This is a genomic window from Nocardia otitidiscaviarum NBRC 14405 (genome assembly GCF_000308635.1).
Lineage (GTDB): Bacteria > Actinomycetota > Actinomycetes > Mycobacteriales > Mycobacteriaceae > Nocardia > Nocardia otitidiscaviarum.
In genome coordinates, this window is sequence record NZ_BAGD01000032.1 from 16,114 (window position 1) to 34,451 (window position 18,338).

General features: G+C 67.9%; 26 protein-coding genes. 17 read left to right on the top strand and 9 right to left on the bottom strand.

The window, feature by feature from the left end:
• Position 1 precedes the first annotated feature (1 nt).
• On the bottom strand, positions 2-697 hold the full coding sequence (locus ON31_RS04895) for a hypothetical protein (protein ID WP_147287039.1): 696 nt from the start codon (positions 695-697) through the stop codon (positions 2-4).
• A 143-nt stretch (positions 698-840) separates the two neighbouring features.
• Between ON31_RS04895 and ON31_RS04900 the strand changes: the two genes are divergently transcribed.
• Positions 841-1,869, top strand: coding sequence for an SDR family oxidoreductase (locus tag ON31_RS04900; RefSeq protein ID WP_039809700.1), 1,029 nt, complete (start codon positions 841-843; stop codon positions 1,867-1,869).
• 77 nt (positions 1,870-1,946) lie between these two features.
• Here ON31_RS04900 and ON31_RS04905 read toward each other — a convergent pair whose 3' ends face one another.
• Both ON31_RS04905 and ON31_RS04910 read right to left on the bottom strand, forming a co-directional pair.
• Complete coding sequence (locus tag ON31_RS04905; RefSeq protein WP_039809702.1) at positions 1,947-3,170, bottom strand: lycopene cyclase family protein; 1,224 nt, start codon at positions 3,168-3,170, stop codon at positions 1,947-1,949.
• 93 nt (positions 3,171-3,263) lie between these two features.
• Entirely contained in the window at positions 3,264-3,872 is a 609-nt protein-coding gene (locus ON31_RS04910; protein ID WP_039809705.1) for a DUF8020 domain-containing protein, read from the bottom strand.
• A 288-nt stretch (positions 3,873-4,160) separates the two neighbouring features.
• Here ON31_RS04910 and ON31_RS34455 point away from each other — a divergent pair, with 288 nt between their 5' ends.
• Both ON31_RS34455 and rpmI read left to right on the top strand, forming a co-directional pair.
• Positions 4,161-4,826, top strand: a complete 666-nt coding sequence (locus tag ON31_RS34455; protein ID WP_051036869.1) for a hypothetical protein — start codon at positions 4,161-4,163, stop codon at positions 4,824-4,826.
• 204 nt (positions 4,827-5,030) lie between these two features.
• Positions 5,031-5,225 carry a 50S ribosomal protein L35 gene (rpmI, locus tag ON31_RS04920; protein ID WP_235204337.1) on the top strand — a complete coding sequence of 65 codons (195 nt, stop codon included), beginning with the start codon at positions 5,031-5,033 and terminating at the stop codon, positions 5,223-5,225.
• A 29-nt stretch (positions 5,226-5,254) separates the two neighbouring features.
• On the opposite strand, the gene ON31_RS04925 is transcribed toward rpmI, so the two are convergent.
• A complete protein-coding gene (locus ON31_RS04925) occupies positions 5,255-5,731 on the bottom strand; it encodes a hotdog fold domain-containing protein (protein WP_039809711.1) in 477 nt (158 codons plus the stop codon).
• Positions 5,732-5,900: 169 nt separating this feature from the next.
• Here ON31_RS04925 and ON31_RS04930 point away from each other — a divergent pair, with 169 nt between their 5' ends.
• The 13 genes from ON31_RS04930 to ON31_RS04990 all read left to right on the top strand — a co-directional run bounded on the left by ON31_RS04930 (position 5,901) and on the right by ON31_RS04990 (position 12,751).
• Positions 5,901-6,293, top strand: a complete 393-nt coding sequence (locus tag ON31_RS04930) for a hypothetical protein (RefSeq protein WP_039809713.1) — start codon at positions 5,901-5,903, stop codon at positions 6,291-6,293.
• 432 nt (positions 6,294-6,725) lie between these two features.
• Positions 6,726-7,031: a 30S ribosomal protein S10 gene (rpsJ, locus tag ON31_RS04935; RefSeq protein WP_003938093.1), complete on the top strand. Its 306-nt coding sequence runs from the start codon at positions 6,726-6,728 to the stop codon at positions 7,029-7,031.
• A 14-nt stretch (positions 7,032-7,045) separates the two neighbouring features.
• Positions 7,046-7,711, top strand: a complete 666-nt coding sequence (gene rplC, locus ON31_RS04940) for a 50S ribosomal protein L3 (protein WP_029923606.1) — start codon at positions 7,046-7,048, stop codon at positions 7,709-7,711.
• Positions 7,708-8,388 (top strand): 50S ribosomal protein L4, encoded by a 681-nt coding sequence (rplD, locus tag ON31_RS04945; protein WP_029923607.1) that lies wholly within the window; start codon positions 7,708-7,710, stop codon positions 8,386-8,388. Before rplC ends, rplD begins: the two co-directional genes overlap by 4 nt.
• Positions 8,385-8,690, top strand: coding sequence for a 50S ribosomal protein L23 (gene rplW / locus ON31_RS04950; protein ID WP_029923608.1), 306 nt, complete (start codon positions 8,385-8,387; stop codon positions 8,688-8,690). Before rplD ends, rplW begins: the two co-directional genes overlap by 4 nt.
• A gap of 33 nt (positions 8,691-8,723) precedes the next feature.
• Positions 8,724-9,554: a 50S ribosomal protein L2 gene (rplB, locus tag ON31_RS04955; protein ID WP_029923609.1), complete on the top strand. Its 831-nt coding sequence runs from the start codon at positions 8,724-8,726 to the stop codon at positions 9,552-9,554.
• Between the two features lie 14 nt (positions 9,555-9,568).
• Positions 9,569-9,850, top strand: coding sequence for a 30S ribosomal protein S19 (gene rpsS / locus ON31_RS04960; protein WP_029923610.1), 282 nt, complete (start codon positions 9,569-9,571; stop codon positions 9,848-9,850).
• The gene (gene rplV / locus ON31_RS04965; protein WP_029923611.1) at positions 9,847-10,248 is read left to right on the top strand and encodes a 50S ribosomal protein L22; all 402 of its coding nucleotides are present in this window, start codon (positions 9,847-9,849) and stop codon (positions 10,246-10,248) included. Before rpsS ends, rplV begins: the two co-directional genes overlap by 4 nt.
• A complete protein-coding gene (rpsC, locus tag ON31_RS04970; RefSeq protein ID WP_039809717.1) occupies positions 10,249-11,055 on the top strand; it encodes a 30S ribosomal protein S3 in 807 nt (268 codons plus the stop codon). It abuts the gene before it with no gap.
• Between the two features lie 3 nt (positions 11,056-11,058).
• Positions 11,059-11,475, top strand: a complete 417-nt coding sequence (gene rplP, locus ON31_RS04975; RefSeq protein WP_029923613.1) for a 50S ribosomal protein L16 — start codon at positions 11,059-11,061, stop codon at positions 11,473-11,475.
• Positions 11,475-11,714, top strand: a complete 240-nt coding sequence (gene rpmC, locus ON31_RS04980) for a 50S ribosomal protein L29 (RefSeq protein WP_029923614.1) — start codon at positions 11,475-11,477, stop codon at positions 11,712-11,714. The genes rplP and rpmC overlap by 1 nt, the downstream gene beginning before the upstream one ends.
• Positions 11,711-12,007, top strand: a complete 297-nt coding sequence (gene rpsQ / locus ON31_RS04985; protein ID WP_029923615.1) for a 30S ribosomal protein S17 — start codon at positions 11,711-11,713, stop codon at positions 12,005-12,007. The genes rpmC and rpsQ overlap by 4 nt, the downstream gene beginning before the upstream one ends.
• A gap of 219 nt (positions 12,008-12,226) precedes the next feature.
• Positions 12,227-12,751, top strand: coding sequence for a hypothetical protein (locus ON31_RS04990; RefSeq protein WP_039809720.1), 525 nt, complete (start codon positions 12,227-12,229; stop codon positions 12,749-12,751).
• A gap of 12 nt (positions 12,752-12,763) precedes the next feature.
• Here the strand turns inward: ON31_RS04990 and ON31_RS04995 are convergent, their stop codons facing one another.
• The 4 genes from ON31_RS04995 to ON31_RS05015 form a co-directional block, all read right to left on the bottom strand.
• Entirely contained in the window at positions 12,764-13,345 is a 582-nt protein-coding gene (locus tag ON31_RS04995) for a putative glycolipid-binding domain-containing protein (RefSeq protein ID WP_039809722.1), read from the bottom strand.
• A gap of 361 nt (positions 13,346-13,706) precedes the next feature.
• Entirely contained in the window at positions 13,707-14,171 is a 465-nt protein-coding gene (locus ON31_RS34460; RefSeq protein ID WP_051036870.1) for a hypothetical protein, read from the bottom strand.
• Between the two features lie 170 nt (positions 14,172-14,341).
• On the bottom strand, positions 14,342-14,773 hold the full coding sequence (locus ON31_RS05010; protein WP_039809724.1) for a hypothetical protein: 432 nt from the start codon (positions 14,771-14,773) through the stop codon (positions 14,342-14,344).
• A gap of 167 nt (positions 14,774-14,940) precedes the next feature.
• Positions 14,941-15,375, bottom strand: coding sequence for a pyridoxamine 5'-phosphate oxidase family protein (locus tag ON31_RS05015; protein ID WP_039809725.1), 435 nt, complete (start codon positions 15,373-15,375; stop codon positions 14,941-14,943).
• A gap of 227 nt (positions 15,376-15,602) precedes the next feature.
• On the opposite strand from ON31_RS05015, the gene ON31_RS05020 reads away from it, so the two are divergent.
• On the top strand, positions 15,603-17,768 hold the full coding sequence (locus ON31_RS05020) for an MMPL family transporter (RefSeq protein ID WP_039809726.1): 2,166 nt from the start codon (positions 15,603-15,605) through the stop codon (positions 17,766-17,768).
• Between the two features lie 153 nt (positions 17,769-17,921).
• Here the strand turns inward: ON31_RS05020 and ON31_RS05025 are convergent, their stop codons facing one another.
• Positions 17,922-18,332 (bottom strand): hypothetical protein, encoded by a 411-nt coding sequence (locus ON31_RS05025; protein ID WP_051036871.1) that lies wholly within the window; start codon positions 18,330-18,332, stop codon positions 17,922-17,924.
• Positions 18,333-18,338: the final 6 nt, after the last annotated feature.

The following is an 18,338-nucleotide window of genomic DNA, read 5'->3' on the forward strand; positions in this document are numbered from 1 at the left end:
GCTACGGCGCGTCCTCGACCTTCCGCACGGCGTCGGCGAAGAACTGCTCCGCCTTCGCCTCGTCGAGGGTGTCGCCGAGGGACGTCACCCGCACCGCCACGGTGGTGCCGCGCAGGGACGCCCAGCCCGCGTAGGACACAGTGGTCGTCGGCGGGACATCGCGCACCGACGCGGTGCTCGTCGAATACGAGGCGATGGCGTCGATACCGGCGAGGGCAGCGGGCGGGGTGCGGCTTTCCGTGCGCACCCGGGAGTCCACCCGCTCGCCCTCGAACTCGCTGCTCACGGTCAGCTCCGCGCACCGGGCCTCGGTCTGCGCGAACTCGTGCGTGTCGATGCCGCGACCCGAGACGAACTCGATGAAGATGGCCGTTTCGGCGACCACGGCGGTGACCGCCGCCTCGTCCAGAGCCTGCTTGCTCGCGGCCTCCAGATCCAGCTGCGGTGCGCGGCATTCCTGCGGGTCGATGGTGGAGTTCGCCTGCACCCCCGCGAAATCGGTCAGTTGCTCGCGCAGTCGTTCCACGGGCAGGTTCACCGGCTTCGCGTCGGCGGGTAGGTCCGAACCGCTCAGGAGCAGCTGATCGCGGGGCGTGCTGGGGGCGGCGTCTGACGCTCCCGGGGAGTCGCCGCCGCAGCCGGTCACCAGCACACCCATGCACACCACCGATGCGGTTGTCAGAGTCCGAAGGTTCACGCGCACAGCATGCCGTGAATCACCGCCTCGGACGGGCAGGTTCGTCGATCTCCGCCTGGTCGCGGCGAGTCACGCGTCCGGTATGACCGGCTCGCGAGGATGCGCCCGCTGGGGTGTGGCATGGGTCACGCTATGGTGAGCCCATGGCTTACCTGGTTACCGGAGCGACCGGGTTCATCGGCAGATTCCTCGTACCGGAGCTGCTGAAACGCGGCGAACAGGTCTACGTGCTGGTACGGCCGGGCGAGGATTCGGTCCTGCGCTTCAACCGCTGCCTACGCGGCTGGGCGGCCGGGGACCGGGTGCGGCCGGTGCGCGGCGACCTCAGTGCACCCGGAATGGGCATCGACCCGCGTTGGATTGCGGCGCAGCGCGGTTCGATCTCGCACGTCTTCCATCTGGCGGGCGGGTACGACGCGGTCGGCGCCGGTGGCGGCACCCGGCGGGTGGTGGACCTGGCCGGAGAGCTGTCGGCCGGTGCGCTGCACCATATTTCGAATGTGGCGGTGGCGGGGGACTGGGAGGGTCGCTTCTCCGAGGACATGTTCGAGGTCGGGCAGGTGCTCGCCACACCCTGGCAGCGGTCGCTGCTCGAGGCCGAGCGGGCGGTGCGGGACAGCTGCCCGGTGCCGTGGCGGATCTACCGGCCCTCCATCGTGATCGGCGATTCCCGCACCGGCGAGATCGACCGGATCGAGGGGCCGTACTACTTCTTCCGGCTGTTGCGCATGGCGGCGCAGCTGCCGCGGCTGCTGCCGGTGGTGGCGCCGAAGCTGGGCGAAACCAATATGGTGCCGGTCGATTTCGTGGCGCGGGCGCTGGACCATATCGCGCACGGCGACGCCGAGTCCGGGACCACCTTCCATCTGGTCGATCCGCGCCGTCAGAGCGTGGCCGACGCGCTGAACCTCTTCGCCGACGAGGCCGGAGCGCCGCATCTGGTCGAGGTCATGCCGAAGCAGACCCTCGATATGACGCTGCGGATGCCCGGCGTGGGCCGCATCCTGCGCCAGGTCGGGGTGCCCACCGAGATCATCGAGCACAGCGAGTTCACCTGCTGGTTCGACTGCCGCCGCGCCGCCGAGGCGCTGACCGGAACCGATATCAAGGTGCCGCCGCTGGCGGGTTACGCGCCGATCATCTGGAAGTACTGGATCGAGAACTGGGTGTAAGCCGATCGCCCGGGCTGGGCCGGACTGGGCTGGAGTGGCGACGGCGTCCGACCACGCTTCCGCGCGCCCGCCCGGCGCTACAGGTGATCCGGCAGTTCCTCGGCGGCCGCGATGATCTCGTCGGCATCGGCGGCGCGTCCGAAGTCGTAGCCCACCCAGCGATTGCGGTTGGTCCAGCCGACGAGGTCGTAGCGCCACCGGAAGGGCCAGGTGGTGGCGACCGTCATGAACAGCGCCGCACCCAGTGCGGTGTAGTCGTCGTGGGCGGAGAGCAGGGCGCGCTGCTGGCGCGGCGGTCGGGTGAAGAACGCGTCGAACATGGACTTGGACTGCGCCGTGGTGAGGCGGCCGAGGCCGTACACACCACGCATCCGCATCCAGTACACCAGCCGTGCCTGCCACGGCCACATGGCCCGGATCGGATCGTCGCCGCGCTGGAGGGCATCGAGTGCGGTATCCACCAGCGACAGCGAATCCGCCACGCAGTAGCCGGTGATGGGGTGCATCATCCCGCCCCGGGAGCCGAAGGGGATCACCTGCCCCGGACCGGCTTTCGGCGGTGCGTAGTCCAGCGGGTAGTGCGCGGCCTCGCTCTTCTCGTCACCGCGTAGTCGAATGCCGTGCGCCGCCAGCCGATTCAGGGTGCGTCGCCGCAACTCGTGCTGCGGCATTCCGCCGCGCAGGCCGAGGCTGGTCTCCTCGAAGATCACCGTGCCGTCGCCGAGCGGCACCGCGTACAGGAACGAGGGCGGCGCGTCCGGGCCCGCCCCGTTCTGGTCGCGCCAATCGAGCATCAGGCCCTCGCCGGGGGTGACCATGGGCGCGGCGCGGTCCTCGTCCACGAAAATACCGTGGGCGCTGGCGGTTCGGCGCTGCCCGGGCGACGCCTGGCCGCGGGTGTCGAAGACGGCCCCGGCCACGACCTCGGTGCCGTCCGCCAGCTCCACCCGGTGCGCCTCGACCGTCCGGGCGCGCTGTGCCCGCACGGTGGCGTCGTCCAGCGGCAGCGCATCCCACAGCCCGCGTTTGGACAGCACGCAGTAGGGGCGCTCGATCCGGCGTTCGGCGGTGGTCCACACCACGGGCCGGTCGATCCGGCTCGCGATGGCGCCGTGCGGCAGCCACTCCGGCAGCTCGTCCACCCAGCACGAGTAGGTGGGCACCCACAGCCGTTCGGGGCGCGGGTCCACCGCGACGACCCGCAGTCCCGCCCGCATCGCCCGATGCGCCAGCGCGCGCCCTGTCGGCCCGAGCCCCACCACGCACACATCGGCTTCCTTGCCGATCTCCAGGCCACTCATACCCGCATTCAAACAGCCGTGCCGGGCGGACGCCAGACCACCCGTGGTTCCCGCACCGGTTCCCCGAGGTCGGACGCGGTCGTGCGCGGCGGGTCAGGGCTGGCCGCTCACCACGGCCGTCACCGCGTCCAGGAAGGGCTGTCCGCCCATGGCGTAGCCACCGGCGATCGCACCGACCAGCAGGCCGATCGGGCCGGTCAGAATGCTGAAGAAGCCCATGCCGAGCACGGTTCCGATGAGGCCGCCCAGCACGCCGCCGACCACGACACCCACCACGTTGTCGTTGATCTCGTTGGTGAGCCGGGCCATGGAGTTGATGGGCTGCATCTCGCCGATCTCGCTCGCGGTCACCGTGGGTTCGAGCGCGAGTTCGCGGCCGTCGTCGGAAATGCGGTGCGCCACTTCGACGGTGGTGCCGGAGATCTCGTAGGCCAGCGGCACCGTGGCAACCACCTCCCCGGCGTCGGAGGTGAGCGTGACGGCGGTGGCGTCGGCATCGACCGCGAAGGTGCCGCCGGAGACGGCGGTGGTCAGCGACCGGGAGAAGTCGGAGAGTACGGCGTGATAGCGGACCCCCTGGTCATCGCCGCTGGCGGAGAGCTCACGCGGGGTGGACTCCGGTGCCGCGCCGACACCGCCCGCGGTGATCCCCAGGGCGGCGACGGTCAGGAACGCGACGGTGGCGAAGCGGCCGAACTTCATTCAGGAAATTCCTTCTGGCAAACCCTCGACCCGCGCAGGCCGAATGTACGAACGTTTACAGCGTTCGAACCTTGGTGCCCGCAAAGGAGATTGGCGAGAGCGCCGGCCTCATCGTTATCAGAATGAAATCTGGACATTTGCCCGAAGTTGTGTTGTAAAAACGTGCACATTCACAATTCGACGTTGCCCCGGTCGGTGGTGTAGGACATGTCCTGATTGTCGTTATCGATCGACAACTTCGAGCGGGGTGGGCCTGAGGTTCGAAGCATCGCAGGGAAGGGCAGGAAAATGGCGCCTCGAAAGGCCCGGGCCGGAATCGCTCTCGCGGGCGTAGTCATCGTGGGCGCGCTGGCCACGGCCGGTGCGCTGGCCGCCGTGCTCTCGCAGGTCGCCGAGCGTCGCGCCGCGGCGGTGGAGAACCGCGGTGCCACGACGACATCGGTGACCACCACCGAGGCCGCCGTCATCGACGGTGTAGCACAGCCCGGGATCGCGGCCGCCGCCCCCTCCGCCCCCACGACCTCCGCCCTCGTGCACAGGACCGCCAGCCAAGGCAGTCCGGAACTGCAACTGACCGTGGGCGATTGCGTGGCCGTCGCCGCCTCGGGCTCCGGCCTGGAGAAAACCTCCTGCGGCAGTGGCACTTCCGCCTACACCGTCACCCATCTGGCCACCGACGGCGCCCCCTGTCCGAGTGATGTCGACCGATCGCACCAACGCGCCCTCCCCGACGGCGAGCACGACGCCCTCTGTCTCGACATCGCCTGGGTCCCCGGCACCTGCATGGATCTCTCCGGCGACATGGCCACCCCCGTCGACTGCACCGCCGCCGCCCCCGGCCGCGTCCGGGTAGTCGAGATCAAGCGCAACACCACCGATGTCAACGCCTGCTCCGCAGGCGACCAAGGCTTCGTCTACGACGAGCGGCGCTACGTGGTCTGCGTAGCCTCCTGATCTTCTCCCGCTGCGCGATTCGCGGCGCTGCCGTCATCGGCGATCGAATATCCCATCGCCTTTTTGCCGGACTGATCTCCTGTGAATTCCTCGCAACTCGAACCTCATAGCGGCACTTCCGGATTCGGACTCGCGCGGGTAACGCGAGCTCTACCCTGGAGGGATATCCGCACGGCGTCCGGCGCTTCAGGGATGGTGGTTCGAGTGCCGAAGAACAAGTCGCACAAAGGAATTTCCAAGCGCGTCAAGGTGACCGGTTCGGGGAAGTTGCGACGAGCGCAGGCGAACAAGAATCACCTCTTGGAGAAGAAGCCTTCCACGCGGACGCGGCGGTTGAATATGGAAGAGGACTTCGCCAAGGCGGATCGCAAGCGGGTCAAGCGGATGCTGGGGATCTGAGGGGCGCGGATCCGAGGAGTCCGCCGCGACTACTTGGGCGTCACCCAGGTGGTGATGTCGGCGTGGACGACCTCCAGGCCCGTCTTGTCGTAGATGGAGACGGGGATGATCAGGTCCCGGCCCTCGGTGATGGCGTCGAAGTCGGGGACCTCGGGCAGTTTCGCGACCGCGCGCAGGCCCGAGTTGGCCTTGGCGAGGTACTGGACATTCATGGCCTTGGGGATCCACCGGTGGCTGGTGGGGACGGTGGCCTCGCTGAGCATGCCCATGGCGACCTCCGCCAGATTGCAGGCCGCGATGGCGTGGAAGGTGCCGAGGTGGTTGTGGATGCCGAACCACTTGGGCGCGGTCACCTCGCACAGCCCCGGCTCCAGGCGTACGACGCTGGGCAGCACCGTGCCGAAGTACGGCACCCGCGCGACCATGCCGAGCGAGAAGAGGGCGTGGCCCAGCCGATTGTCGGGCAGCTTCTTCCAGCCGCGCAGCGTGGAGGTCTCATTGCTCATGGCTCGGATCTTACTTGAAAGTAAGTTAGGTGCAGAAGTGCGTCTCGAACTCTAAGGAAACTGGCTGGTCGCTTTATTGGTCTAGGGTGTCGCCGCTGCCGAGCTACATCGCGCAGCTGGTGCCGGTGCCAATTCGCCGGCTCGTCGGGGGAATGGAGCTCGAGAAAACATGCGTATCAAGACCGCTGTCGCGTCGCTGGGGATCGCGCTGGCGGGTGCGGCCGCCATGGCCACGGTGGGGGCCGCGTCGGCCGCCGCCGTCAACCCGGTCATCGAACCGGCCCAGGGTGTCTACTTCGGCTTGGAGTTCGATCCGGCTGAGACCGCCGCCCTGGGCAACAGCGCGATCCCGGGACTGCTGACCCAGTTCCTGCCGGTCGAGCGGACCGGCTTCGTCCTCGACGACGACTCGGTGCTGCCCGTCGTGGACGGCCTCCTCTATGCCACGCCCGGTGCGGTGGTGAACGAGGCGGCCGCGCGGCAGGGGCAGGTCGGCATCGCGCTGGTGGACCCGGCCGTCGCCGGGGGTTACCAGTTCCTGATCGTGCAGGATCTGCCCTGATACGGGTAGCGGTGTGACCAGCGTCATCGGCCGCTGATCGGGGAGGGGGGCGATTTGAGATCGCCCCTCGCCTCGAGGCATACTGTTCGGGTTGCCCGCACCGGGCTGCGTCTGTTCTGTGGAAAGACGCTGGTGGTAGCGGGTGAGCAAGACCCAATTTTGTACCCGGCCGAGTGCGGCGCGGGTGCGTCCGGAACGAGGTTCCGAGGCCCATAAGGATTTCATCCGGGGCCGAGGAATGAGCGGCTGAGCGACACGCCCGACCGCGTGGACCGGAAGAACCATGACAGATGAACAGCGGTGACGGAGCGGGGTGCGCCCCGGTCGAGTTGGTAGCTGATGCGTCTTCGTGTGTTCGGGCTGTGCAAATGAGGGTGGTTCGGGAGCGAAAGCTCCAGTGCCACAACGTAAGCGGAGAAAAGGACACTCAGCGTGGCGGGACAGAAGATCCGCATCAGGCTCAAGGCCTACGACCATGAGGCGATCGACGCGTCTGCGCGCAAGATCGTCGAGACGGTGACCCGCACCGGCGCCCGTGTCGTCGGCCCGGTGCCGTTGCCGACCGAAAAGAACGTGTACTGCGTCATCCGTTCGCCGCACAAGTACAAGGACTCGCGCGAACACTTCGAGATGCGCACGCACAAGCGGCTGATCGACATCCTCGACCCGACGCCGAAGACGGTTGACGCTCTCATGCGCATCGACCTCCCGGCCAGCGTCGACGTCAACATTCAGTGACGGGGACTGCAGATATGACTGACAACAAGAGCCGCCCGGCAGCGGGCATCCTGGGCACCAAGCTCGGCATGACCCAGGTCTTCGACGAGAAGAACCGCGTCGTTCCGGTGACCGTCATCAAGGCTGGTCCCAACGTCGTGACCCAGATTCGTACCCAGGAGCGCGACGGCTACTCCGCCGTCCAGGTCGCCTTCGGCGCCATCGACCCGCGCAAGGTGAACAAGCCGGTCTCCGGCCAGTTCGCCAAGGCCGGCGTCACCCCGCGCCGTCACATCGCGGAGATCCGCGTCGCCGACGCCTCCACTTTCGAGGTCGGCCAGGAGATCAGCGCCGACGTGTTCGAAGAGGGCAGCTACGTCGACGTGACCGGCACCTCCAAGGGCAAGGGTTACGCGGGCACCATGAAGCGCCACGGCTTCCGCGGCCAGGGTGCCTCGCACGGTGCGCAGGCCGTGCACCGTCGTCCGGGTTCGATCGGTGGTTGCTCCACCCCCGGCCGTGTCTTCAAGGGCATGCGCATGGCGGGTCGCATGGGTAACGACCGCGTCACCACGCAGAACCTCTCGGTCCACAAGGTGGACGCCGAGAACGGCCTGCTGCTGATCAAGGGCGCGATCCCGGGCCGCAAGGGCGGCGTCGTGATCGTCAAGAGTGCAGTGAAGGGTGGTGCCCGGGCGTGAGCGCTGTGAGCACTGAGAAGAAAGCCAACCTGTCGCTGCCGGTCAAGGCACCGGGCGGCAAGACCGACGGCACCGTCGAACTCCCCGCGGAGATCTTCGACGTGACCGCCAATATCGCGCTGATGCACCAGGTCGTCGTGGCTCAGCAGGCCGCGGCCCGCCAGGGCACGCACGCCACCAAGACCCGGGGCCAGGTCTCCGGCGGTGGCAAGAAGCCGTACCGCCAGAAGGGCACCGGCCGCGCCCGCCAGGGTTCGACCCGTGCGCCGCAGTTCGCCGGCGGTGGCACCGTCCACGGCCCGCAGCCGCGCGACTACAGCCAGCGCCTGCCCAAGAAGATGAAGGCCGCCGCGCTGCGTGGCGCCCTCTCGGACCGGGCCCGCAACGAGCGCATCCACGTGATCACCGAGCTGGTGGCGGGTCAGACCCCGTCCACCAAGACCGCGAAGTCCTTCCTCGCCGAGCTGTCGGAGCGGAAGAACATCCTGGTCGTGGTCGGCCGTGAAGATGTCACCGCGTGGAAGAGCGTGGCGAACCTGCAGGGTGTGCACCCGATCGCTCCCGACCAGCTGAACACCTACGACGTCCTCAAGAGCGACGACGTGGTCTTCTCGGTCGAGGCGCTCAACGCCTTCGTGCACGGCCCCGCCGAAGCTGCACAGGAGGAGAGCAAGTGACCACCATCGCCGATCCCCGCGACATCCTGCTCGCGCCGGTGATCTCCGAGAAGTCCTACGGGCTGATCGAAGAAGGCACCTACACCTTCCTGGTGCACCCGGACTCGAACAAGACGCAGATCAAGATCGCCGTTGAGAAGGTCTTCGGTGTGAAGGTGACCAGCGTCAACACCGCCAACCGTCAGGGCAAGCGCAAGCGGACCCGCTTCGGTTACGGCAAGCGCAAGAGCACCAAGCGCGCGCTCGTGACCATCTCGGCCGACAGCAAGCCCATCGAGATCTTCGGAGGCCCGGTCGCGTAAGCGGCTGGAGCTCCAGAAAGCAGAGAAGAACTCATGGCAATCCGTAAGTACAAGCCGACGACCCCGGGTCGCCGCGGTGCTTCGGTCTCGGACTTCGCCGAGATCACCCGCTCGACCCCCGAGAAGTCGCTGCTGCGTCCGCTCACCAAGTCCGGTGGTCGTAACGCCCACGGCCGGATCACCACCCGGCACCGCGGTGGCGGCCACAAGCGCGCCTACCGTCTGATCGACTTCCGTCGACTGGACAAGGACGGCATCCCGGCCAAGGTCGCGCACATCGAGTACGACCCCAACCGGACCGCGAACATCGCCCTGCTGCACTACGCGGACGGCGAGAAGCGCTACATCCTCGCGCCCAAGAACGTCACCCAGGGCACGAAGATCGAGTCCGGCACCGGCGCCGACATCAAGCCCGGCAACAACCTGCCGCTGCGCTCGATCCCGACCGGTACCACCATCCACGCGGTGGAACTGCGTCCGGGTGGCGGCGCCAAGCTGGCCCGTGCCGCCGGCATGAGCATCCAGCTGCTGGGTAAGGAAGGCTCCTACGCCGTCCTGCGTATGCCCTCCGGCGAGATCCGTCGCGTCGATGTGCGCTGCCGCGCCACCATCGGCGAGGTCGGCAATGCCGAGCAGTCCAACATCAACTGGGGCAAGGCCGGCCGTATGCGCTGGAAGGGCATCCGCCCGACCGTGCGTGGTGTGGTCATGAACCCGGTCGACCACCCCCATGGTGGTGGTGAAGGCAAGACCTCCGGTGGTCGCCACCCGGTCTCGCCGTGGGGCCAGCCCGAGGGCCGTACCCGCAAGCCCAACCGTCCGAGCGACAAGCTCATCGTCCGCCGCCGCGGCAAGAAGCGTTAAGGAGGAGGTTAAAGATGCCACGCAGCCTCAAGAAGGGCCCGTTCGTCGACGAACACCTCCTCAAGAAGGTGGACGTCCAGAACGAGAAGGGCTCGAAGCAGGTCATCAAGACCTGGTCGCGTCGTTCCACCATCATCCCCGATTTCATCGGCCACACGTTCTCGGTCCACGACGGCCGCAAGCACGTGCCGGTGTTCGTGTCGGAGAACATGGTTGGACACAAGCTCGGTGAATTCGCGCCGACCCGCACGTTCAAGAGCCACGTCAAGGAAGATCGGAAGAGCAAGCGGCGATGAGCACTGAAACTCAGAACCCGACCGCGCGCGCGACCGCCAAGCATGTCCGCGTGACCCCGATGAAGGCGCGCCGCGTCGTGGACATGGTCCGCGGCCAGCGGGTCGAGGACGCGCTGAACATCCTGCGGTTCGCTCCGCAGGCCGCCAGCGAGCCGGTCGCCAAGGTCGTGGCCTCCGCCGCGGCCAACGCCGAGAACAACCTCGGCCTGAACCCGGCGACCCTGGTCATCTCGACGGCCTACGTCGACGAGGGCGTGACCATGAAGCGCTTCCAGCCGCGTGCCCAGGGCCGCGCGTTCCGGATCCGCAAGCGCACCAGCCACATCACCATCGAGGTCGAGAGCGTGCCCACTGCCGGCGCTGCAGCTCGTAGCCGCCGGAAGGGAGGGGCAAAGTAAATGGGACAGAAGATCAATCCCCACGGCTTCCGCCTCGGTATCACCACCGACTGGAAGTCGCGTTGGTACGCGGACAAGCAGTACGCGGACTACGTGAAGGAAGACGTCGCGATCCGCAAGCTCCTCGCCACCGGCATGGAGCGGGCCGGCATCTCGAAGGTCGAGATCGAGCGCACCCGTGACCGCGTGCGGGTGGACATCCACACCGCGCGTCCGGGCATCGTGATCGGCCGTCGTGGCGCCGAGGCCGACCGCATCCGCGCCGAGCTGGAGAAGCTCACCGGCAAGCAGGTGCAGCTGAACATCCTCGAGGTCAAGAACCCCGAGTCGGATGCGCAGCTCGTCGCCCAGGGTGTGGCCGAGCAGCTGTCGAACCGTGTGGCGTTCCGTCGCGCGATGCGCAAGGCGATCCAGTCGGCCATGCGTTCGCCGAACGTCAAGGGCATCCGTGTGCAGTGCTCCGGCCGTCTCGGCGGCGCGGAAATGTCGCGCTCGGAGTTCTACCGCGAGGGTCGCGTGCCGCTGCACACCTTGCGTGCGGACATCGACTACGGCCTGTACGAGGCGAAGACCACCTTCGGCCGCATCGGCGTGAAGGTCTGGATCTACAAGGGCGACATCGTCGGCGGCAAGCGTGAGGTCACCGCGACCGCCGCGCCGTCCGGTGAGCGTCGCGAGCGTCGTGAGCGGCCGAGCCGTCCGCGTCGCTCCGGTGCCCAGGGCACCACGGCGACCAGCACCGAGGCCGGGCGTCAGGGTACCGCTACCGCGGTGGCCGACGCTCCGGCAGAGTCCAAGGAGGGCTGACCTATGTTGATGCCTCGCAAGGTCAAGCACCGTAAGCAGCATCACCCCAAGCGCTCTGGCATGGCCAAGGGCGGCACCTCGGTGGCGTTCGGCGAGTACGGCATCCAGGCTCTGGAGCCTGCCTACGTCACCAACCGGCAGATCGAGTCGGCGCGTATCGCGATGACCCGCCACATCCGTCGTGGCGGCAAGATCTGGATCAACATCTACCCGGACCGGCCGCTCACCAAGAAGCCCGCCGAAACCCGCATGGGTTCCGGTAAGGGTTCGCCCGAGTGGTGGGTCGCGAACGTGAAGCCCGGTCGGGTCATGTTCGAAATGTCTTACCCGAACGAGGAGACCGCTCGTGAGGCCCTGCGCCGCGCGATGCACAAGCTCCCGATGAAGTGCCGGATCGTGACCAGGGAGGAGCAGTTCTGATGGCTACCGGAACTCCGGCTGCAGAGCTGCGCGAGCTCACCGAAGACGAGCTCGTCGCCAAGCTGCGCGAATCCAAGGAAGAGCTGTTCAACCTGCGCTTCCAGATGGCGACCGGCCAGTTGCAGAACAACCGGCGCCTGCGTGTGGTCAAGCATGAGATCGCGCGCATCTACACGGTCATGCGGGAGCGCGAGCTCGGCCTGGCCACCGGTCCTGAAGGCAAGGGAGACGCCGCATGAGCGACGTAAAGGGCCCGGCCAAGACGCCGGCCAAGCAGGAGGAGCGTGGCTCGCGCAAGGTGCGCATCGGCTACGTCGTCTCCGACAAGATGAGCAAGACCATCGTGGTCGAGCTGGAGGATCGCGTGAAGCACAAGCTTTACGGCAAGATCATCCGCACCACCTCGAAGGTCAAGGCCCACGACGAGAACGAGATCGCCGGTATCGGCGACCGCGTGCAGCTGATGGAGACCCGTCCGCTGTCGGCCACCAAGCGGTGGCGTCTGGTCGAGGTCCTGGAGAAGGCCAAGTAAGCCTGCTCCGCGACTGAGCCGTCGAGCTTCGAAGGCCCGCTTCCCGTTTCGGGGAAGCGGGCCTTCGGGTATTCCGGCACAGGGTCGTTCGTGTCGCGCAGATCTCTCACACACCGGCCGTGGTATTGGCGCGAGCGGCGCTGGACCGCTATCTTCTTTGGTGCTATGAGTGCGGTGACTACGGCTTCGGGTGCTTGGCGGGCGAGTGATGGAGAGGCGGTGTCGTTCCGCGACGCCTCGGTGGCGTGGGCATTGGCCGCGCACGAGGTGTTGGTCGAAACCGCCTCGGAATACGGACATTTCGTCACGGTGAACGAATTGGCCGAGCGGGTGCAGGAGATGTCCGGTGTGCACACCAGCGCGCCGACCCGCACCTGGATGGACGCCATCCTGCGCAAGGTGACCCGCCGCTGCCACGCCGCGGGTGAACCGCCGTTGGCGGCGTTGTGCGTGCGCCAGAACCACAAGGTCGGCGACCATTACAAGTACATCCTCGAGGTGGCCGGGCTGCCCATCCCCACCGACCTCGAACTGCACGCCGCCTACGCGCGCTGGCAGTGCTATGCCGCGCACGGCGAGGTGCCCGCCGACGGCGGCATCCCGCCGCTCACCCCGAAGGTGGCCGCCAGCCGCAACGCCTCCGTCCGCAAGGCCGAGCACAAGCCCGCCGAGGAAGCCCGCGTCGCGGTCTGCGATTCCTGCTTCACCCAGCTCCCGGCCAGCGGCGTCTGCTTCTACTGCTGACAGTTCCGCGCGCTACCTTGCCCGCACCGCGATTCCCGGGTAGTCGACGATGAGCCCGGCCGCGTCGTACTCCAGCGTGGCTCGGAAGTCGAATTCCGGTGACTCGTAATCGAATCGGTGCCCCGGCCCGTCGCCCGGCAAGCGGCGGTAGCGCTGCTCCAGCCGGGTGACCGTCGGTACCGCCACGTGCACGTAAGCGGCCGGAGCGGCGGTGTCCACGTCCTCGGCCAGCGGCAGCCGGTGCACGGGAAAGGTATTGGTGCAGGCCGACGCCTCCAGATCGATGTCGACGCAACCGTCCAGCGCGGGTGCCGGTTCGCCGTCGACGGTCCAGCGCCCCGCCCCGTCCGCCGCCAATCGAACGGTCCGCCAACCCTTCTCGTCACGCACGGACACTCGCGCGGCGCGGGTGCGCCAGTGTCCGTCGAGTTCGATCGAATAGTCCACCGACCAGCCTCGCCCCATCTCGACGGCGGTGGTGTGACCATCGATCAGGACACCGGAATCAGTGATGCGCGGGAAGACGACCTCGAATCCCTCGCGCGCGCCGCGATGCCGCCAGGCAGCCATCCGAGGCGGGTGGTCGAATCTCATCCCACCACTGTGCCACCGCGACGGCGCGGTGATCTCCGCTCGCCCGAACGAGGCGCGCCGGTCCCCTTGTGCACGGTGCGAGCCCGCCGCCGTGCCACAGGAGTTTCCTCCTCGCCCGCGGTGTGACCGGTGCCGAATGCGTGCTGGAGGGCGGGGTGCAGGCGGCCTGGCTCGCGCCGCCCCAGCCTCGGCGCAGGTGAGTCGATGCGGCATCCGGTTTCGGCACGTCTGTCGTTCCGGTGCGCGGACCGGGGGTGGCCGCCGGTGATCCGTCCGCCCGGAGCTGCCTCTGCCGGCGGTGGTTCGGTACTGCGTTGCCGTTCGGCGGTGGTGTCTTCCCGCCGTCCTCGCCGCTGGGCACTCAGGCCGGGTCGACGGTGAAGGTGGCCTGTCCGGGGTGGTGCAGCAGAGGCGTGGTGGAGACGGTCGCCTCGACGCGGCCGGGGCCGGTCGGCAGGAGAACGCCTGTGGCCGGGCCGGTTTCGCCGAAGGGGCCACCCACGACCACGGTCGCCGTGGACCCGGACGCGCCCGTGTCGAGGTTGCGCCAGGTGACGGTGGCGGTGACTGAGCAGCCGGACTGGTGGGAGCCCGGAGTGGCGCTCCAGAAGGTGCCGCGCAGGTAGACGGCGGCCTCGCCGGGGGCGCTGTAGTCGCTGGGGCCGGGGATGGCGGTGCCGCTGACCTCGCCCGCGCAGGTCCAGCCGGTCGCGAGGGTGTAGGTGGGGGAGAAGGTAGTGGCCGCCGAGGCGGTGCCGGTGGTGGCGACCAGGGCGGCGGTGACGGCGATGCCGAGTACAGCGGTGCGACCGAGAGTGGCGATCATAGGAGCCTGCCTTTCACGCTGACGAGTGTGGTCGTGCCGTCGTCGACAAGTGCTCCGCGCATCGCTTCGGGTGCTTCGAGCGTGCCGACGATGGGGGCGGCGGTGTACGAGCCCGCTCCGCGAGAGTTCGCAGGGTATGTCGAACCCCGCGGTATGGGTGTTACCGCAGCTCAGCCGACGGTGAAGCTGACCATGCTCGGCAGGTGCGGCAGCGGCACGGTGGAGATCCACGCCTCGACGCGCCCCGGACCGGTGGGCAGCACCGCGCCCGCGATCGGTCCGGGCCGCCCGCCGGGACTCCCGGTGACATCGGCCCCGGCGGTGCCCGAGGTGCCGCTGTCGAGATTGCGCCACGCGATGGTGGTGGTGGCCACGCAGGCGGGCTGGGGCACCGGTGTCATGAAGGTGCCGCGCAGATAGATGGCGGCCACCCCATGACCCGGCAGCGCCACCGCACTGATCTCGCCCGCGCAGGTACCGGCGGACGCGAGCGTCACGACGGCGGGAAAAGGTACTGCCGCAGCGGCTTTCGCAGTGGAACCGAGCAGGGCCGCTCCGAGGGCGAGTCCGAGCGCGGCCGTGGCGGCGACGATCCTGAACATGGCTACCTTTCGCTGACGGTGGTCGAGCGGAGAAACGCGGAGTTTCGGTGATAGCGAGAGAACCGCAGCTTACGTTGGACGGGCCGACGCGCTCGGGGCGGGGCGGAAACGCGAAGGCCCGCCTCCCGACCGGGAGGCGGGCCGACGGCGTACGGGCCCGTAGCCGATCAGCCGAGTTCGCTGAGATCGCCCAGATCGGCGGAGAGCCACTTCTCGGGGCGCATGAACACGGCCACCTGGTCGCCGTGCGACTCGGCGAACTTCAGATACGGATCCACCTTGTCGGGCGGCAGATAGCGCGCGGCCATCTCCCGGTGCATCGCGTCGGTCATCGGCTCCACCCGGGTGATCGGCCCCTCCGCCGTGACGTAGCGGACGGTCGGCTCGAGCACCTGCGCCATCAGGCTGAATCGTCCGGCATCGCGTAGCCGCCGGAGTTTCACGGATTCGACCCCGGTGAGGATCCAGAGCTCACCGCCTGGTTCGTACTGGTACCAGATCGGCACATTGAGTGGGGCGCGGTCCGGGGCGACGGCCACGGCGAGCGCACCGATGTGGGGTTGGGCGAGGAATTCCTGTCGTTCTTGCAACGTCAGCGCCATGCGTCCACGGTACGTGCGCGGCGGCGTCCCGACCACCTCTTGCGTTATACGTATACGTCTACTTATAGTGACTGCGGAAGCAGCGCGGAGCTCGCGGCTTCGTCCGGATCGAAAGAACGAAATACGAAGCGGCACTGCGAAATCGAGGGGTCGGTGCCGTGTCGTACACCTATGCCCATATGCGCAATAACTGATGCATATTGCGGCCCCGAAAGGACCAACCAGGCATGTTCGCCATTCTCGGGCGCTTCGTCGTCCACAAACCGTGGGTTGTCATCGGCATCTGGCTGATCGCCATCGTCGGCGTGGTGGCCTCCGCGCCGAAGCTCACCGCCACCACCGACCAGGCCGAATTCCTGCCCGCCCACTACGAGTCCGTCGAAGCGATGGCGTTGCAGGAGAAAGCGTTCGACGACAGTCAGCTCCCCGCGGCCATCATCGTCGTCGAACGCGCCGACGAACAGCCGCTCACCGCAACCGATGCGGCCGCCGTCACCGCCCTGGCCGCCGATCTCGCCGCCCGGAACATCGAGCACATCACCGGTGTGCAGGCCACCCCGCCGTCGGAGAACCGTCTGGTGCAGATGATCGGCGTGCAGATGGTCAAGGTCACCGCCGCCGACGACACCCGTCAGACCGATGCGGTCGAGGACCTGCGGGAGGCCGTGCAGGAGGTTGTCTCCGGAACGGAACTGAAGGCCGGGGTCACCGGTTCCGCGGCCGCCATGCTGGATCAGATCGAATCCAGCGAGAAGGGTCTGGCCATTGTCGGCATCGCCACGATTCTGCTGATCATCGTGCTGCTGCTGCTCATCTTCCGGAGCCCGGTGCTGGCCCTGCTGCCGATCCTCATCATCTACGCCATATCGCTGCTGGTGCACGGAGCGGTCGCCTGGTCGGCGGAGGCCTTCGAATTCTCCATCGACAGTTCGGTGCAGGCGCTGCTGCTGGTGGTGCTGTTCGGAGTGGGCACCGACTACTTCCTGTTCCTGATCTTCCGCTATCGGGAACGGCTGCGGGCCGGTGACGATCCGCAGACGGCCATGGTCAATGCCGTCGCCCGGGTGGGTGAGGCCATCGCCTCCGCCGCCTTCGCGGTGATCATCGCCTTTGCGGCCCTGGTGCTTTCGGCGCTCGGCATGTTCCGCTCGCTCGGCGTCTCACTGGCCATCGCGGTGGCGATCATGCTGGTGGCCGGCCTGACCCTGATCCCGGCGATCGTCTCGCTGCTGGGTACCAAGGTCTTCTGGCCGTCCAAGAGCTGGCAGCGGGAACCCAGGGGCGCGGTGTCGGCGGGTATCGGTCGCTCGCTGGGCAAGCATCCCGCCGTGTACGCCGTGCTGTCCGGGCTGGTACTGGTGGCCCTGGGTGGTTTCGCCGTCGGCTTCAACCCGACCTTCGACCTGACCTCCGGAGCCACCTCGGACACCTCCGAATCCGCGGTCTGGGGCCAGGAACTGCGCAAAGGCATGCCCGCGGGCGCGACTCAGCCGTCCCTGGTGTATCTGCGCACCCACGGCCAGGATCAGCTGACCGAGGCCCAGCTGGCCCAATTCGGCACTGCCCTGGCGACCGTGGAAGGCGTGGGCCAGGTTTCCCCGCCACAGCGCTCCGCGGACAGCACCGTCGCCGAGTATCAGGTGACCCTCACCGACGCTCCGGAGTCCGATACCGCCATCGACACCGTGCGCGGCCCACTGCGCGATACCGCGCACGCGGCCGCACCCGCGGGCACCGCGGCCCTGGTTGGCGGGATGACCTCGGTGTTCGTGGACTTCCAGGACGCCATGGTGCGCGACTACACGATCGTGTTCCCGGTGGCCGCGCTGCTCATCATGCTCGTACTGGCGCTGCTGCTGCGCAGCCTGGTGGCGCCGTGGTACCTGATGGCGTCGGTTTTCCTCGGATTCGCCGCCACCCTGGGCGCGGCGGTGCTGGTCTTCCAGCACGCGCAGGGCGATTCGGGTCTGATCTTCACGCTGCCGATCATCATGTACCTGTTCGTCGTCGCGCTCGGCACCGACTACAACATCCTCATGGTGGCGCGGCTGCGCGAGGAGGCGCGGGAGGGTCTGGAGCCGAGGCAGGCGGCCGCATCCGCGGTCAGGCACAGCGGCCCGACCATCGCCGCGGCCGGTCTCATTCTCGCGGGCACGTTCGCCTCGATGATGCTGGCGGGCAATTCCGTACTGGCTCAGATGGGTTTCGCCATCTCGGTGGGTATCGCCATCGCGGCCTTCGTGATGTCGATGTTCTTCACCCCGGCGCTTACCGCGCTCATCGGTCACCGGGCCTGGTGGCCGGGCCACGGGGACGAGAGGAAGGTCCGTCGCAACGATCCGGATCGGTCGATCGGCTATGACGACCGGGAGCATGATACCGCGTCCCGGTAGCGACAACGACGGCCCGCCCCCGGGAACGAGGGCGGGCCGCTCACGTGTGCTGTCCGGGGGTGGGCCGGGCCGGCGAGGGAACAGAGGAATGTGCCGGCCCGGCCCCCGGGACGGTTCGGGGAGCGAGGCCCTGCCGAACCGGATCTGGGGATGCTACGAGCCGAGGAAGCCCAGCGGTGACGCGCCGCAGGTGGCGCTGCCGGTGAGGGTGGGTTGCAGGACGTTCACCTTGAGTTCCCAGGCCGAGCCCTGGAGCACGGCCAGGGTGTGGGTGCCCGCGAAGGTCGGCGTCCACTGGATGGTGGCCTTACCGTTGACCGGTTTGACCGGACTGCCCTTGATGACGCGGCCGCTGTCGTGGAACCAGACCTCGAACCAGTGGTCCACGGTCGCGGTGATCTCGTAGGTGCACGCCTCGTAGATATTTCGGGCGTTGACCGACAGGCCGGTGGGGACGGCGGTCGCGTAGGGCGCCGTCAGCGCCGCCGAACAGGCCATCGCGGCCAGGGCGGTGACGCCGACACCGGCCCGCCGCGCGATGCGCTTGTTCACGGACATCGTCATGGATAA

Excerpts from the sequence above, each read along its gene's own strand:
- rpmC (WP_029923614.1), top strand. The coding sequence starts at position 11,475 with ATGGCTACCGGAACTCCGGCTGCAGAGCTGCGCGAGCTCACCGAAGAC.
- ON31_RS04910 (WP_039809705.1), bottom strand. The coding sequence starts at position 3,872 with ATGAAGTTCGGCCGCTTCGCCACCGTCGCGTTCCTGACCGTCGCCGCC.
- ON31_RS34460 (WP_051036870.1), bottom strand. The coding sequence starts at position 14,171 with ATGATCGCCACTCTCGGTCGCACCGCTGTACTCGGCATCGCCGTCACC.
- rpsS (WP_029923610.1), top strand. The coding sequence starts at position 9,569 with ATGCCACGCAGCCTCAAGAAGGGCCCGTTCGTCGACGAACACCTCCTC.
- ON31_RS05010 (WP_039809724.1), bottom strand. The coding sequence starts at position 14,773 with ATGTTCAGGATCGTCGCCGCCACGGCCGCGCTCGGACTCGCCCTCGGA.
- ON31_RS04995 (WP_039809722.1), bottom strand. The coding sequence starts at position 13,345 with ATGAGATTCGACCACCCGCCTCGGATGGCTGCCTGGCGGCATCGCGGC.
- ON31_RS05015 (WP_039809725.1), bottom strand. The coding sequence starts at position 15,375 with ATGGCGCTGACGTTGCAAGAACGACAGGAATTCCTCGCCCAACCCCAC.
- rplV (WP_029923611.1), top strand. The coding sequence starts at position 9,847 with ATGAGCACTGAAACTCAGAACCCGACCGCGCGCGCGACCGCCAAGCAT.
- ON31_RS04900 (WP_039809700.1), top strand. The coding sequence starts at position 841 with ATGGCTTACCTGGTTACCGGAGCGACCGGGTTCATCGGCAGATTCCTC.
- rplB (WP_029923609.1), top strand. The coding sequence starts at position 8,724 with ATGGCAATCCGTAAGTACAAGCCGACGACCCCGGGTCGCCGCGGTGCT.
- rpsQ (WP_029923615.1), top strand. The coding sequence starts at position 11,711 with ATGAGCGACGTAAAGGGCCCGGCCAAGACGCCGGCCAAGCAGGAGGAG.
- ON31_RS04905 (WP_039809702.1), bottom strand. The coding sequence starts at position 3,170 with ATGAGTGGCCTGGAGATCGGCAAGGAAGCCGATGTGTGCGTGGTGGGG.
- ON31_RS34455 (WP_051036869.1), top strand. The coding sequence starts at position 4,161 with ATGGCGCCTCGAAAGGCCCGGGCCGGAATCGCTCTCGCGGGCGTAGTC.
- ON31_RS05025 (WP_051036871.1), bottom strand. The coding sequence starts at position 18,332 with ATGACGATGTCCGTGAACAAGCGCATCGCGCGGCGGGCCGGTGTCGGC.
- rplC (WP_029923606.1), top strand. The coding sequence starts at position 7,046 with ATGACTGACAACAAGAGCCGCCCGGCAGCGGGCATCCTGGGCACCAAG.
- ON31_RS04925 (WP_039809711.1), bottom strand. The coding sequence starts at position 5,731 with ATGAGCAATGAGACCTCCACGCTGCGCGGCTGGAAGAAGCTGCCCGAC.
- rpsC (WP_039809717.1), top strand. The coding sequence starts at position 10,249 with ATGGGACAGAAGATCAATCCCCACGGCTTCCGCCTCGGTATCACCACC.
- ON31_RS04930 (WP_039809713.1), top strand. The coding sequence starts at position 5,901 with ATGCGTATCAAGACCGCTGTCGCGTCGCTGGGGATCGCGCTGGCGGGT.
- rplP (WP_029923613.1), top strand. The coding sequence starts at position 11,059 with ATGTTGATGCCTCGCAAGGTCAAGCACCGTAAGCAGCATCACCCCAAG.
- ON31_RS05020 (WP_039809726.1), top strand. The coding sequence starts at position 15,603 with ATGTTCGCCATTCTCGGGCGCTTCGTCGTCCACAAACCGTGGGTTGTC.